Genomic DNA, 15155 nt, shown 5'->3' with positions numbered 1-15155 from the left:
TATTACTCCTCTATGAGTCGTTCATTCACTTATAAGCAGGCAACATAGTAAGGTCTGATAATCATGCCGCCCATATCTTTTCCGGCCGGATTACGAATTCGGCGGCCCGTATTGTTACATTTCTAGCCAGTCGTTTGATGGAATCAGCTCTATCCGCCGGATCATTCCGGTTAAATGGCCGATGTACTCATACACCCAAACCTCGATTTCAGAACCCTCTGCGGTAACCGCTATCACCTTACGCCGCTCGTATTCATGAGGCGGCGGGCAAGAGGCGGAGCAACCCTCATACACATCAAGGCAGGCAAGAATGCGGTCATTAACGCGATAAATGTCTCCCTGAATATGTGAATATGACGAAATAACCGGCAAGCTTCCGGGCGCGACCCACCCAGGATAAAGCCCCAAAGAAAGCAAGTGACCGGGAACAGTCGCAGCCGCTTCATGGCGGTCTTGCGTCAGGAGTGCTCTTGCCTTATCGGCGCCCACGATGGAACCGGTAAAGCGCGCAGCCGGCCTTAAGCTGCCGTAGACAAACAGGTAATCGCCTTCCATTTCTTGATATCTGTGACAAATTTGACAGAAAGCGTACCGGAAAACGCTGTATTTGTGACTCCTTCCTCAAATTAACAGTATTGTCATTAAGGGCCCGTTTTCATCCCTTGACGGGTTGCTATGGTAGTTAGCCGATTCAATAAATACCCAGGCAAGGAGTTGTTATGAAGACCAGGCGCTCAGTTCTATCAACGATGATCCTTGCCTCACTTACCTGCATCAGTGGATGCATGAGCGATAATTCAAACGCAGACAGCTCGCGAACAGACAGCTCCCCAGCGGGGGTATGGTATGTTCAGACAACAATGAGCGATAGCATCAATGACTCAGGAAGTGATATCCGCACCCAAATGTCCGGACGACAGCTTGTCGTACTGGAAGAGACTGGCCACGGAGAATTCCGGCTACACGACTGCACCGCTAATTTCACGCCAATGACACTCAACCAACAGGCTTCACAGTTGCGCGGCGCCTATTCACTGACCGATAAGACTGCGACTTCACCTTACAGCGAATCGGGCTCTTTGAGCATCACTCTGGATGAAGGCATGATGCACGGACAATACAAGCACTTCGACAGAAATTTTGATGGCTCGTGGGACAGTGAACAAACAGCCTATTTCGAAGGACATAAGGTCACCGCGGCGGAGACCCTGGAAGCACTCAGTCAGGCTGAGATTGATGCAATACTCAGTGGCGAGGCAAACCGCTCGGCAGCGACTGTCCCTCTGGGGGCAACTTGCACCGGCATCGCAAGCGTGACGACAGATGGCACGATCAGAGCAAAACCAACATCCCAGGCCGTTGCAGATCTGTTAAGGCCGGAGCGGCAACCCGACCTTTTCGTTGCTTCAGAAGGTGGGCGCTGATTTAGTCAGCCCCCTGAACCTCCATCGAATCTACATTCTGGAAGCCACGCGGTAACTTGTTACCACGGCGCCCGCGCTCGCCCTGATAGTGTTCAAGATCAGAGAACTTGAGTTTCAGGTGACGCTTACCGGCATGAACCAGCAGGGTATCCCCTTCTTTGAAAGCAAGCGTGGCAACCATCAGCTCTTCTCTGGCGGCCGCGCGGGTGCCGTTGATGTTGATCATCTTGTTGCCTTTACCGCGCGCCATCTGTGGGAGGTCAGCCGCTGGGAAGACCAGCATCCGACCTTCATTACTCACCGCGGCAATCCAACTCTTATCCGGTTCGTCGATGAGCGTAGGGGGCAGCACTTTTGCGTTAGTCGGCACAGTAACCAGTGTCTTACCGGCTTTGTTCTTGCTCTGCATGTCGGCGAGCGTACCGATAAAGCCATAGCCCGCGTCGGTACTTAGCAGGTAGCGGTCATCGTCTTTACCCATCAGCGCATTCGTGAACAGGCTTCCTGCAGGAGGATTCAGCTTGCCAGTTAGCGGCTCACCCTGCCCCCGTGCTGAAGGGAGTGTATGCGCCTGCAAACTGTACGATCGGCCAGTGTTATCAAGGAAGATCACACTCTGATTCGATTTACCTTTGGCCGCCGTGAGGAAGGCATCACCGGCTTTGTAGCTCAGGTTCGCACCATCAACGTCATGGCCCTTGGCGGCCCGAACCCAGCCTTTCTGCGACAGCACCACCGTAACCGGGTCAGCGGATACCAGTTCGGTCTCGCTGAAGGCTCTCGCCTCGGCACGGGTAACGACCGGAGAACGACGTTCATCGCCGTACTGCTCCGCATCGGCAGTGAGTTCTTTCTTAATCAGAGTTTTCATACGACGTTCAGAACCCAGAGTCTTCTCGAGCATATCGCGCTCTTTCTCCAGCTCATCCTGTTCGCCACGAATCTTCATTTCTTCGAGCTTGGCCAGATGACGAAGCTTTAACTCAAGAATGGCTTCGGCCTGAATATCGGAAATACCAAAGCGCTCCATCAGCACCGGCTTTGGTTTGTCTTCGGTGCGGATAATATCGATCACTTCGTCGATGTTCAGGAAGGCAACCAACAAACCTTCAAGGATATGCAAACGCGCCAGTACTTTATCCAGGCGATGCTGCAAGCGACGACGCACCGTACCGGTACGGTATTCCAGCCACTCACTGAGCATGGTCTTAAGATCTTTGACCTGTGGGCGACCATCAAGTCCGATCACGTTCATGTTGACGCGATAGTTCTTCTCGAGGTCAGTAGTCGCAAACAGGTGCGCCATCACTGCGGCTGTATCAACCCGGTTGGACTTAGGCACAATTACCAGGCGGGTTGGATTCTCGTGGTCTGACTCGTCACGTAAATCCGTTACGAGAGGCAACTTCTTAGCCTGCATCTGCGCTGCGATCTGCTCAAGAATTTTGGCGCCAGACACCTGATGCGGCAGCGCCGTAATGACGATATCACCGTCTTCAAGAGTGTAGACCGCGCGCATTTTGACGCTGCCTTTACCCGTGCGGTACATCTTCTTGAGATCTTCGCGAGGTGTGATGATCTCGGCTTCTGTCGGAAAGTCCGGCGCCATGACATGCTCACACAGAGCATCGATATCGGCTTTCGGTTCATCCAGCAGGCGGATACATGCCGAGGTTACTTCACGGACATTGTGCGGCGGAATATCCGTCGCCATACCCACCGCAATACCGGTCGTACCGTTCAACATCACCGTCGGCAGGCGTGCTGGCAGTGTCGCAGGTTCGTCCATGGTACCGTCAAAGTTCGGCTGCCACTCGACCGTACCCTGACCCAGCTCACTCAGAAGCACATCAGCAAAAGGTGACAACTTAGCTTCGGTATAACGCATCGCGGCAAAGGACTTAGGATCGTCCGGCGCACCCCAGTTACCCTGACCATCGACCAGCGGATAACGGTATGAGAACGGCTGAGCCATCAGCACCATGGCTTCATAACAGGCGCTGTCGCCATGTGGGTGATACTTACCCAACACGTCACCGACAGTACGGGCCGATTTTTTGTACTTAGCCGTAGACTTCAGGCCAAGTTCGCTCATGGCATAAATGATCCGGCGCTGTACCGGCTTCATACCATCGCCCACATGAGGCAGTGCGCGATCAAGAATGACGTACATGGAGTAATTCAGGTACGCATTCTCGGTGTATTGTTTGAGTGACTGGCGTTCAACGCCATCATCGGTATAACTGATCTGATCCGTCATAGTATCCGGTTGTCTGCTCGAGGCCCGTCGCAGGGCCATGTTTAAAATTTTCTGCTTCTGACTTAACGACTAAACTGCGTTTCGGACTGAATTTAGGAATAGTGCCTGAGGAAATCGTCCGCCGCCATAGGCCGGCCGTACAGGTATCCTTGCAACCATTCGCAGCCAAGGTGTCTCAGGGTCTCACCCTGCTCTTCATTTTCAACGCCCTCAGCCACCACTTCAATGTTCAGGCTATCAGCCATGGCCACTATCGCACGGGCGATCTCGTAATCGTTTTCCTGATCATGAATGTTACGCACGAACGACCGGTCGATTTTCAACACACTGACGGGCATCTCTTTCAGCTTGCTCAACGAAGAGTATCCGGTACCAAAATCATCAATTGAAAACTCGACACCCAGCGCCCGAAGCTGGTGAATCTGGTTGTTCACCTCGGTCATGCCCGACATCATTAACGATTCGGTCACCTCTAGCTCAAGCCAGGCGGGCTCGAAACCGGTTTCTTTCATGATGGTTTCAACCGTTTCGGCGAAGCGGCTGTTGATCTGCATGGCCGACACATTGACGGCTATCTTTTCCAGTTTCATTCCCTGCTGACGCCAACTCATGAACTCAGCACAGGCGCGTCGCAGCACCCAGAAACCGAGTTCCCGGATCAGGCCACTGCTTTCTGCCAATGGAATAAATTCATGCGGAGAAACCTGGCCGCGTAATTCATGAGGCCAGCGGATCAGTGTTTCGACCCGACGAGGGATTCGCTCACCCGGCCGGAACTGCCCCTGAAACTCGAGGCTGAACTCTTCATTCTCGACCGCATCTCTCAAGTCCTGTTCCAGCGACAACTGACTGCTCTTATGGGCTGACAGTTCCTGTGAATAGATGCAGCTGCGATTGCGCCCGAGCGCTTTTGCGTGATGCAGTGCGGCATCCGCATGTACAAGCAGGATATCACTGTTGTCCCCATGCTCAGGGGCCAGTGCAATCCCGGCGCTGGCATTGATACTGAGCAAATGGCCCTGCAACTGGTAAGCACGTGCCAAAGCTTCGAGGAGCTGCGTGCACTTGCTCTCAACGTAGGCTTTATCCGCCTGCGTCAGTACGACGACAAATTCATCGCCACTCAAGCGGGCGCAGATATCGCTATCACGCAGATTACTGCTCAAGCGATGGGCGACGTCACGTAGCAGCAGATCACCGACGGTATGGCCCAACGCATCGTTCACTTCACGAAAGCGGTCAAGGTCGATGAAGATCACCGCCAGCGACTCATCATTACGCTTCGCCATCTGCAGCGCAAAGGTCAGTTTTTCATGCAGCAAGGCTCGATTAGCAAGCCCGGTCAGAATGTCGTGGCGCGCCTGATACTCAAGCTTCTTCTGCTTTTCACGGGTTTCAGTTATGTCCCGGCACGTGAGAAGCACACCGACACACTCCTGAGTGTCACTGAACAATGGCTGGCGATTTATCTCCAGCAGTACCTGTTCACCATCTGGCCCGGGCAACCACTCTTCTGAGCGTATCGCACTGCGTCGTTCAATGGCTTCAACATCGCGCTGGCGCATCCGCTCAGCACTCTGAACATCGAAGAAGTCGGTATCACGCTGACCTTTAATTTCATCAGCCGGGCGACCGAGAAAACGACTACCCGGTCCATTACACAGACGATAGACGCCGCGCCGGTCTTTGTAGAACACCATCTCGGGCAGTGCCCCGAAAATATTGCCGAGCAAGGCAGTATGCGCACCCAGCTGACGATCACTGCGCGCGCGAAGCTGACGCTGCTGAAGCAACAGCAGCACAGTGAATACTGAAATCATGGCCAGCAGTAATACGGCCAGAATCAGGTCAAACGGCTCAGCAGCAATCCCATCAGCCATGGCTGGTAAGGGCGCCAGCAGCGCACTGCCGGCTATTGTTCTGAAAACAGTGGAGCGGTGAAAAATCAGAGAATCTCAACCTCGTTGCCGTGCGTCTCTAACCATTCCTTACGGTCAGAGGAGCGCTTCTTCGCCAACAGCATATCCATCATTTCATTGGTGCCATCCCCCGGCTCCAGCGACAGCTGGACGAGACGCCGGGTATTAGGGTCCATCGTGGTTTCACGCAACTGCATCGGGTTCATTTCACCCAGACCTTTAAAGCGCTGAACATTCACTTTACCGCGCTTATTTTCGGCTTTGATGCGTTCAAGAACGCCCTGCTTTTCACCTTCGTCTAACGCGTAGTAGACATCTTTACCGACGTCTATCCGGTACAGAGGCGGCATCGCGACATAAACGTGACCATCCGCCACCAGCTTGCGGAAGTGACGGACAAACAACGCGCACAGCAGAGTCGCGATATGCAGACCATCGGAGTCTGCGTCGGCGAGAATACAGATCTTGCCGTAACGCAGGCCATCAAGGTTATCTGATGCCGGGTCAATCCCAAGAGCAACGGCGATATCGTGCACTTCCTGCGATGCCAGAATTTCTCCTGACTCCACTTCCCAGGTATTGAGAATCTTACCGCGCAGCGGCATGATGGCCTGAAACTCGCGATCACGGGCCTGCTTGGCAGAACCACCCGCCGAGTCACCTTCCACCAGAAAGAGTTCCGTGCGTTCGCTGTCCTGACCGGTACAGTCGGCCAGCTTACCCGGCAGAGCTGGGCCTTGGGTAATCTTCTTACGTGCAACTTTCTTGGATTTACGCAAACGCGACTGCGCACTGGAAATCGCCAGTTCGGCCAGGCGCTCGGCATCCGCGGTATTTTCATTCAGCCAAAGCGCGAAGGCGTCTTTCACTACGCCCGAGATAAAGGCTGAAGCTTCACGAGAAGACAGTCGCTCTTTGGTCTGACCCGCAAACTGAGGGTCCGCCAATTTCGCAGACAAAACATAGGAGCAGCGCTCCCAGAGGTCATCTGGTGTCAGCTTGATGCCGCGCGGCAATAGATTGCGGAATTCGCAGAACTCACGCAACGCGTCGAGCAAGCCAGAACGGAAGCCATTTACATGAGTACCGCCCTGCGCAGTAGGGATCAGGTTAACGTAGCTTTCCTGCAGCAGCTCTCCGCCTTCGGGCAGCCAGAGTACTGCCCAGTCGACACCTTCAGTATCACCGCTCATTGCGCCTGTGAAAGGCTCTTCGGGGATGGCTTCCCAGCCGGTTGTCGATACTTTGAGGTAATCTTTCAGACCATCTTCGTAATACCACTCAGCACTGTCTTCAGCGTTCGGGGCATTAAACTTGATACGCAGTCCCGGGCAGAGAACCGCTTTAGCACGTAGATTGTGCTTGAGTCGTGCGACAGAAAACTTGGGGGTATCAAAGTATTGAGGGTCCGGTAAGAAACGAACGCTGGTACCGGTACGCTTCTTACCGCAAGTGTCGACCACCTGAAGATCAATCGCTTTATAACCGTCTTTAAACCCAATGCGCTGGACCTGACCGTCTCGCCAGATAGTGACTTCGAGCACCTGCGACAGGGCATTGACGACAGAAACACCGACACCGTGCAGACCACCGGAGAACTGGTAGTTGTCATTACTGAACTTACCCCCAGCATGTAACTGGGTGAGAATCAGCTCAACGCCCGAAATACCATGCTCAGGGTGAATATCCGTTGGCATACCACGACCGTCGTCAAGTACGGTCATTGAGCCATCTTCGTGCAGCGTCACCTCAATCTTGCTGGCGTGACCTGCGAGAGCTTCGTCCACCGAGTTATCAATCACTTCCTGCGCCAGGTGATTCGGGCGGGTAGTTTCGGTGTACATGCCCGGACGCTTTCGGACCGGGTCCAGACCACTCAGGACTTCAATCGATGAGGCGGTGTATTGCTTTGACATCTGTTCCCCTGTCAAACCATGAATTGCAGTAATGTCCGGAGTATACCGGGGCGTGGGGGAGTCTGCCTACCAGAGGCGACTCAAGTGCCCCAGCATCTGAGGCACCCGGTCGATAAAATGCTGGAAACTATGATCACCGCCGCCCTCCAGCCAGCCCGGACATTCGCGGTAAAGCTCAGCAGCATGCCGGTAATCGAGAGTTTCATCGCCTGTCTGCAATAGCAGCAGCAGATTCTGCGGATTCTGAACAACTGGCGTATTGAGCGCTTCAAGCTGATGCAGGTGCGCTTCTTCGAGCAACAGTGTTTCGCCCGTATGGTAGTGAGTGTGCTCGCCGAGGTAATGCCTGAACAATTCGAACGGCCTGACCGCAGGGTTAATCAATACGGCGGGAACATTGTGCTTTTCGGCTAAAAAGGTCGCGTAAAAGCCACCCAACGAACTGCCGACAACCCAGACCCGGTCATGCTTCTCACGCAATTCCGCCAAGGCCTGCTCGGCCAGTGCAATGGCATCCTGGGGGTCGAAATGGATAAAAGGGGCGTTAATGGAGCCGAGTTCGGGATGTTCACGGAACAGAGCCGTCATCTGCTGGGCCTTCTCAGAGGCGGGTGAGCTGAGAAAACCGTGGAGATAAAGGCAGCCGCTGTTCTGCACAGAGGCTGGAATCAGCATATCAATATCCTGTCTGGGTACGATCTACCGCAAAGGATACATGGCTCAGACGTTCAACGCCCGTGCTGATACGCCCATCTTTGTGCAGTTCTAACCAGCGGAAACCGGGTGCAGCCTCATCAAGACTGAAGCCGCTGGTCTGTGGCTCAAACTGTATACAGGTTGAGGGCGTGGACATCAGACGCACGCCATTCACGTAACCATCGCAGCTCTGATGCACGTGCCCCCAGAGCACACCTTTGGCGTTGTCATGAGTACTTAGAATATCCATCAGCGCCTGACGGTTGCGCAGGCCGATGTTGTCCATCCACTCGCTGTTCATCGGGATCGGATGGTGGTGCAGACAAACGAGCGTATGCAGGTCATCCCGCTCCGTCAGAGCACGTTCGAGCATATTCAGCTCTTCCTGCTTTAGCTGGCCAAACACGGCACCTTCCACCTGAGAGTCGAGCATCACAATCTGCCAGTGTTCGCTACGGATCACCTTATGCAGATGATCCCGCTCGCGTCCGACTTTCTCAAGATTACGGGGTTCGTCATGATTTCCGGGAAGCCAGAAGACAGGGGCACCGAAGCGGGCCATGGCATCATCCAGCAAACGGTACGATTGTTCGCTGCCATCCTGAGACAGGTCGCCTGTGACCAGCATGGCATCGGCCTGAAACGGAAACGCATCCAACTGAGACAGAACGGCATGCATACTGTCGTACGTGGGTACGCCCAGCAGCTTACCACCGATATCCCCGAAGAGATGGGTATCGGTCACCTGCACGATGCGCAATGTCTCGGCGGATGTCAGTTGGAACACGTTGGCCTCAGTGTGAATTTCAGTGGGCTGAGACTATATACTAGACGTCTGTCGAAGCCCCGAACGGAAACCCATCACATATCGGAATATACGGGCCAATATACGAAGAAAGTACCAGTCTGGGCCAGTATGGCCCGACTCGACACACTTATTTAAAAGGTGGGTGTAAAACTGAAAGACTGCTCGACATGCCCGTGCTGCAGACAGTGCTCCAGCCAGTCGGCAAGAAACTTATTCAGCTGAATTTTTTCATCGGGCAGGCGCATCTGTGGGTTGGGGTATTGATACCGCCCCTCAAATTTATGTTGGTTCTGGTAACTCAGCACCTCGGCCATGCTGGCGTCGTGGTACAGCCGCACATTCATGGAAGGAGGAGTGACCCACTCCGGGCTCAGGCCCTCCTGCTGCACCGTCAGCATCGTGGTGTATGGCTGCACCTCGTCGATCCTGATCCGCACCCGGGCGCTCTGATCACCCATCCCTGTGATCGCAAACGTGCGCTCACCGCCCTCGTCGGTCTCAGGCAGTAAGCGCAGGAATCGCAGGTAATTCGACTCGGCAACGGAAGCCATTTCCTGCAGGTCAGGGACGTAGCGTTTACGGCGCAAGCGTTCTCTCCAGAGTAAATATCAAAGACACAACACCTTAGCAGGACGCATGAAGATTTTCCTGATCAGCGCCATTATCGGCACTGTCAGACATGACTGAAGACGCCCTTAGAAAAGCAAAGGGATCGCCCTGAATGCAGCGTTTAAGCAGTCACTGAGGCGTGATTAATCTTCAGCCATTGTAACGCCATAATGGTCGCCGCGTTGTTGATGGTGCCATCCACCACACCGCGATAGGCATCGTCAAACGGCACCACAAATGCACGGATGTCTTCATGTTCGTCATCAAGACCGTGCAGCCCGCCCATGCCTTCACTGTCGATCAGTCCACAGAAAATCGCGACCTTTTCGCTGGTACCGCCTGGAGACACCCAGTAATTGCACACAGGAATCAGACGGGTGGGCACCGTACCGGCCTCTTCTTCGGATTCTCGTAAGGCGACGTCCTCAGGTGTTTCTCCCTCTTCCACCATGCCCGCGACCAACTCAATCAACCAGGGAGAACGTTCATCCTCCAGGGCCCCGACGCGAAACTGCTCAAGCAGTACCACTGCATCTTTTTTGGGATCAAACAGCAGGACACAGACTGCCTGCCCGCGTTCGAAAAGCTCACGAGTGAACGGCCCCATCCACTCGCCGTTGAAGCGTTTGTGGCGAAGGGTGAGCTTTTCCATACGGAAGAACCCCTGATATGCGACTTCTTTTGCCTCCACAACGACATCGGCGACCGTCATAGGGGAAGGGAAAACTGACATGCTTGACCTATCTATATACCTGAACAAGAATATTCGAATAAACACCGGCAATACTGACTGTTCGCTCAGCAGCAACAAAGGTGAAACTGAAAGCCGGATAATTTCTGTTAGACTTGGTGCACCTCCGGAAATTCCAGGGGCACCTGAGAGCATTTTATACCTTCTCCTGGGAAAGGCACCTTTATGAAAAAACTGCTTACTCTGACATCTGCAATCCTGCTGCCATCGGCCGTTATTGCTGCAGATCTCAGCACCATATACGACATGGCCGCCAGCAACGACCCACAAATTGCTGCTGCCCGCGCCAGTCGCGAAGCAGATGCATATAACGTCATGATCGCCCGCGGCGCCCTGCTGCCGCAGGCAGAAGCCAGCTACACGCACACCAATGTCGAAATCGAAATCGACGGTGTAAACGGTCTGGTCACTGATTACGAACTCGGCGCATTCTCGGTTACCGCCGGAATGTCACTGTTCAACCTGAACAGCTGGTACACCTATAAGGCAGCTCGCGCGGGTAATGACAACGGCATTTACGAGCTGCAAATGGCCGAACAGCAACTGCTGCTTCGCACGGCGGAAGCCTACTTCAACGTCCTGCGCGCCGAAGACAACCTGTCGACTGCCGATGCAGAACTGAAAGCCGTGCAACGCTCACTGGAGCAAACTAAGCAGCGCTATGACGTCGGCCTGACTGCAATTACCGATGTTCATTCGGCGCAAGCCGCTTACGACCTGAGTTATGCCAACCTTCTGGGCCAGCAGGCAAACCGCCAGATTCAGTACGAAACGCTTGAGCAGCTGACAGGCCAGACCATCAGTGATGTCGCTGCGTTGAAAGGCTCAGTGGATATGAATCGTCCAGAGCCTGCCGATCCGAACGCATGGGTTAATTCCGGCATGGATAAATTCCCGGGCCTGCGCATGGTGGATTCACAACTTGAAGCCGCTCGCCTGCAGCGTAACGCCGCACGTGCAGCTCATCTACCTACCGTAGAAGTCTTTGCTAACTATGAAGACGGCGATCAGGCGACCACCATCACCGAAGATCCTGCCGGCATCACCCGAACCGCTTACGGCATCACGGTATCAGTACCTCTGCTGGCCGGTGGTTCTCTGTATGCTCAGACCAAACAGGCTGCTCTGAATTACGCCGCCGCTGACTATCTGCTTGAGAACGAACGACGCACAGTTCGCCAGAATATCCGTACTCTGTACCTGCAGGTCCAGAATGATGTTCTGAACATCAAGGCACGCCAGCAGTCGATCCGCTCTGCACGCAGTGCACTGGATGCGACCCAGACAGGCTACAAAGTCGGTACCCGTAACATTGTTGAAGTGCTCGACGCACAGCAGCAGCTGTACGGAGCAGAGCGTGACTACGCAAACGCGCGTTATGACTACATCATCAACCTGCTGACCCTGAAGTACTACGCAGGCACGCTGAACGAAGGTGACATCAATATGCTGAACGGCTGGCTGCAAGGCTGAACAGCTTTCAGCAAGACACCAATCAGCAAGAAAAAAGGGGCTTTGGCCCCTTTTTTTGTGCCCGTTTACTTTCCCCAATAAAGACGGGGCTTCTGCCCCCTGTTATCCCGCGCCGCCACTGCTATAATCGCCAGTCTTTGAATTCGCGCAAACCACAGGAATGTCCACCGTGAGCGATAGCCGCCATAACATCAAAACCTTCCAGGGCCTCATCGCTGCCCTGCAGGAATACTGGTCCGAACAGGGCTGTGTGATCAACCAACCGCTCGATATGGAAGTCGGTGCCGGTACCTTCCACACCGCTACCTTTCTTCGTGCCATTGGCCCTGAGAACTGGGCATCTGCCTACGTTCAGCCAAGCCGTCGCCCGACCGATGGCCGTTATGGTGAGAACCCGAACCGTCTGCAGCACTACTACCAGTTCCAGGTGGTTCTGAAGCCTAATCCGGTAAACATTCAGGAACTCTACCTCGATTCGCTGCGTGCGATGGGGGTTGATCCTCTGGTACACGATATCCGTTTTGTAGAAGACAACTGGGAATCTCCAACGCTGGGCGCCTGGGGGCTGGGTTGGGAAGTCTGGCTGAACGGCATGGAAGTCACTCAGTTCACTTACTTCCAGCAAGTGGGCGGCCTCGAATGCTTCCCGGTGACTGGCGAAATCACCTACGGTCTTGAGCGCATCGCCATGTACCTGCAGGAAGTAGATTCTGTTTACGATCTGGTCTGGACTTACGGCCCGGACGGTAAAGCCGTGACTTACGGCGATGTATTCCACCAGAACGAAGTCGAACAGTCGGCATACAACTTTGAACACGCGGACGTAGACTTCCTGTTCACCGCGTTTGATCAGTACGAAAAAGACTGTGCTCGCCTGATTGATGCTGGCCTGCCTCTGCCAGCCTACGAGCAGGTTCTGAAGGCATCACATACCTTTAATCTCCTCGATGCCCGTGGTGCCATTTCGGTGACGGAGCGTCAGGGCTATATCCTCCGCGTCCGCACACTGGCGCGCTCAGTTGCACAGGCGTACTTCAACAGCCGTGCAGAGCTGGGCTTCCCACTGGCTGAAGAAGCCAACCGTGCTGATGTGCTCGCCAAGTATCAGGCCGAGAAAGCTGACCGCGAAGAAAAAGCTGCCGCTCAGGAGGAGAAGTAAGATGAGCCAGTCGAATAAAGATTTTCTGGTAGAGCTCGGTACCGAAGAGCTGCCACCAACGGCATTAAAGTCGCTGTCTGACGCCTTCACTGCTGGCGTTGAAGCCGGCCTGAAAGAAGCGGGCCTGAGCCACGGAAACGTCATCAGCTACGCTGCGCCGCGTCGCCTCGCCATCACGATTGAAGCACTGCAGTGCGAGCAGGCCGACAAAGAAGAAACTCTCTACGGCCCTCCGGCGAACATTGCCTTTGATGCCGACGGCAACCCAACCAAAGCGGCAGTAGGCTTTGCGTCGCGGGCAGGCGCTGATGCATCTGAACTTCAGACAGCACCTGAATCGCATGGCAAAAACGCCGGTAAGCTGATGCTGCAGCGCACGATCAAAGGTCAGCAGACTACCGAGCTTCTTGCAGGCATCATTCAGAACAGCCTCGATAAGCTGCCAATTCCTAAGCGCATGCGCTGGGGTGCATCACGCGTCGAATTCGTACGTCCGGTTCAGTGGCTGGTTATGCTGCTCGGCGATGACGTGGTCGATGGCGAAGTGCTGGGCCTGAAAGCCGGTAACACCAGCCGTGGCCACCGTTTCCATGCACCGGGCGAGATCGTGATTGCCAATCCAATGGCGTATCAGGAGACCCTGCGTGGCGCCTACGTGATGGCCAGCTTTGCAGAGCGTTCAGCCCTGATCAAAGAACAGGTCACTGCCGAAGGCTTGAAGCTGGGTGGCGAAGCCATCATCGACGACGACCTGCTCGACGAAGTTACCGCACTTAACGAGTGGCCTGTCGCGCTGGCTGGCTCATTCGACGAAGACTTCTTGCGCGTTCCCCCGGAAGCACTGGTGTCCTCTATGAAAGAGCACCAGAAATACTTCCACGTGATGAAAGGCGACAAACTGCTGCCTAACTTCATCACGGTATCGAACATCGAATCGAAAGATCCGGCGCAGGTGATTTCAGGTAACGAGAAAGTGATCCGTCCACGTCTGGCGGATGCCGCCTTCTTCTGGGATACCGACCGTAAACAGAAACTGGAAAGCCGTTTCGCCAAGCTCGAAAACGTCGTCTGGGTGAACAAACTCGGTTCCGTTGCTGATAAAGCCCGCCGTATTGGCGCACTGGCTTCCCGCATCGCTGACGAAACCGGTGGCGACAAAGCACTGGTTGAGCGTGCAGCGCAGCTGTGTAAGAACGACCTCGTGTCTAACATGGTGTTCGAATTCACCGACCTGCAGGGTCTGGCCGGTAAATACTACGCCGAGCACGATGGCGAGCACGCCGATGTTGCAGCCGCCATGGTTGAACAGTACATGCCTGCGTTTGCTGGCGATGAACTGCCTGCAACACAGACCGGTACTCTGATTGCACTGGCCGACCGTCTCGACAGCCTTGTCGGCCTGTTTGGCTTAGGTCAGATCCCAACGGGCTCTAAAGACCCGTTCGCACTGCGTCGTGCGTCTCTGGGTGTGCTGCGCATTTTGGTTGAGAAAGAGATCAACATCGACCTCGGTACTCTTATCGACTGGGCTATCGAAGGAAATTGGCAGACGGCTCCAAAAGCCGACACCAAAGCCACCCTGATCGAATACATGCTGGACCGCTTCAGCGCCTGGTACGCGGATGAACACATCCCGACTGGCGTATTCCAGGCCGTGCGCGCTCTGGGCGTAACGAATGCACTGGATGTGAACCGTCGTGTGAAAGCCGTATTCGAATTCAGCAAGCTCGATGCTGCCGAATCGCTGGCTGCTGCGAACAAGCGTGTATCCAACATCCTCGCCAAGAACGGCGGCGATGCCGTCACTGCAGACGTAAACAACGCTCTGCTGGCACAGGCTGAAGAAAAAGCACTGGCTGAACAGGTTGCTGCTAAACAGGCTGCCGTTGCTCCGCTGATGGCCGCTGGCGACTACAGCGCCGCACTGACCGAGCTGGCTGGCCTGCGAGAATCTGTTGATGCCTTCTTCGACAATGTCATGGTTATGGCCGATGACGAAGCCGTGAAAAACAATCGCCTGGCACTGCTCAAACAGCTTCAAGGGCTGTTTATCGGTATTGCGGATATATCGGTGCTGTAAGCCTGATATCTTGACCCCCAAAAGCCCGCCAAGCATGTCTGCTTGGCGGGCTTTTTTGTT

Annotated in this window: 12 protein-coding genes; 4 read left to right on the top strand and 8 right to left on the bottom strand. The window is 54.5% G+C overall.

The window, feature by feature from the left end; genetic code table 11:
* Positions 1–114: 114 nt before the first annotated feature.
* Entirely contained in the window at positions 115–555 is a 441-nt protein-coding gene (locus BW941_RS04150) for a gamma-glutamylcyclotransferase family protein (protein ID WP_076514392.1), read from the bottom strand.
* A 164-nt stretch (positions 556–719) separates the two neighbouring features.
* Here BW941_RS04150 and BW941_RS04145 point away from each other — a divergent pair, with 164 nt between their 5' ends.
* Complete coding sequence (locus BW941_RS04145; RefSeq protein WP_076514391.1) at positions 720–1424, top strand: hypothetical protein; 705 nt, start codon at positions 720–722, stop codon at positions 1422–1424.
* Position 1425: 1 nt separating this feature from the next.
* Here the strand turns inward: BW941_RS04145 and parC are convergent, their stop codons facing one another.
* The 7 genes from parC to BW941_RS04110 form a co-directional block, all read right to left on the bottom strand.
* Entirely contained in the window at positions 1426–3684 is a 2259-nt protein-coding gene (gene parC / locus BW941_RS04140) for a DNA topoisomerase IV subunit A (protein ID WP_076514390.1), read from the bottom strand.
* A gap of 92 nt (positions 3685–3776) precedes the next feature.
* The gene (locus tag BW941_RS04135) at positions 3777–5564 is read right to left on the bottom strand and encodes a putative bifunctional diguanylate cyclase/phosphodiesterase (protein ID WP_076514389.1); all 1788 of its coding nucleotides are present in this window, start codon (positions 5562–5564) and stop codon (positions 3777–3779) included.
* 65 nt (positions 5565–5629) lie between these two features.
* The gene (gene parE, locus BW941_RS04130; RefSeq protein WP_068442612.1) at positions 5630–7519 is read right to left on the bottom strand and encodes a DNA topoisomerase IV subunit B; all 1890 of its coding nucleotides are present in this window, start codon (positions 7517–7519) and stop codon (positions 5630–5632) included.
* Positions 7520–7585: 66 nt separating this feature from the next.
* On the bottom strand, positions 7586–8194 hold the full coding sequence (locus BW941_RS04125) for a YqiA/YcfP family alpha/beta fold hydrolase (protein WP_076514388.1): 609 nt from the start codon (positions 8192–8194) through the stop codon (positions 7586–7588).
* Position 8195: 1 nt separating this feature from the next.
* Positions 8196–9002 carry a 3',5'-cyclic-AMP phosphodiesterase gene (gene cpdA / locus BW941_RS04120; protein ID WP_084188603.1) on the bottom strand — a complete coding sequence of 269 codons (807 nt, stop codon included), beginning with the start codon at positions 9000–9002 and terminating at the stop codon, positions 8196–8198.
* A gap of 152 nt (positions 9003–9154) precedes the next feature.
* Complete coding sequence (locus BW941_RS04115) at positions 9155–9610, bottom strand: DUF1249 domain-containing protein (protein ID WP_076514386.1); 456 nt, start codon at positions 9608–9610, stop codon at positions 9155–9157.
* A gap of 143 nt (positions 9611–9753) precedes the next feature.
* Positions 9754–10365: an NUDIX domain-containing protein gene (locus BW941_RS04110; protein ID WP_076514385.1), complete on the bottom strand. Its 612-nt coding sequence runs from the start codon at positions 10363–10365 to the stop codon at positions 9754–9756.
* A gap of 183 nt (positions 10366–10548) precedes the next feature.
* Between BW941_RS04110 and BW941_RS04100 the strand changes: the two genes are divergently transcribed.
* The 3 genes from BW941_RS04100 to glyS all read left to right on the top strand — a co-directional run bounded on the left by BW941_RS04100 (position 10549) and on the right by glyS (position 15095).
* Complete coding sequence (locus BW941_RS04100; protein ID WP_076514383.1) at positions 10549–11856, top strand: TolC family outer membrane protein; 1308 nt, start codon at positions 10549–10551, stop codon at positions 11854–11856.
* Between the two features lie 169 nt (positions 11857–12025).
* Positions 12026–13015: a glycine--tRNA ligase subunit alpha gene (gene glyQ / locus BW941_RS04095; RefSeq protein ID WP_436286948.1), complete on the top strand. Its 990-nt coding sequence runs from the start codon at positions 12026–12028 to the stop codon at positions 13013–13015.
* A gap of 1 nt (position 13016) precedes the next feature.
* Positions 13017–15095: a glycine--tRNA ligase subunit beta gene (gene glyS / locus BW941_RS04090; RefSeq protein ID WP_076514381.1), complete on the top strand. Its 2079-nt coding sequence runs from the start codon at positions 13017–13019 to the stop codon at positions 15093–15095.
* The last annotated feature ends 60 nt before the right edge of the window (positions 15096–15155 follow it).

The organism is Thalassolituus maritimus (genome assembly GCF_900156675.1).
GTDB classification, from domain to species: domain Bacteria; phylum Pseudomonadota; class Gammaproteobacteria; order Pseudomonadales; family Oceanobacteraceae; genus Thalassolituus; species Thalassolituus maritimus.
This window is presented reverse-complemented; position numbering and strand designations above follow the sequence as displayed.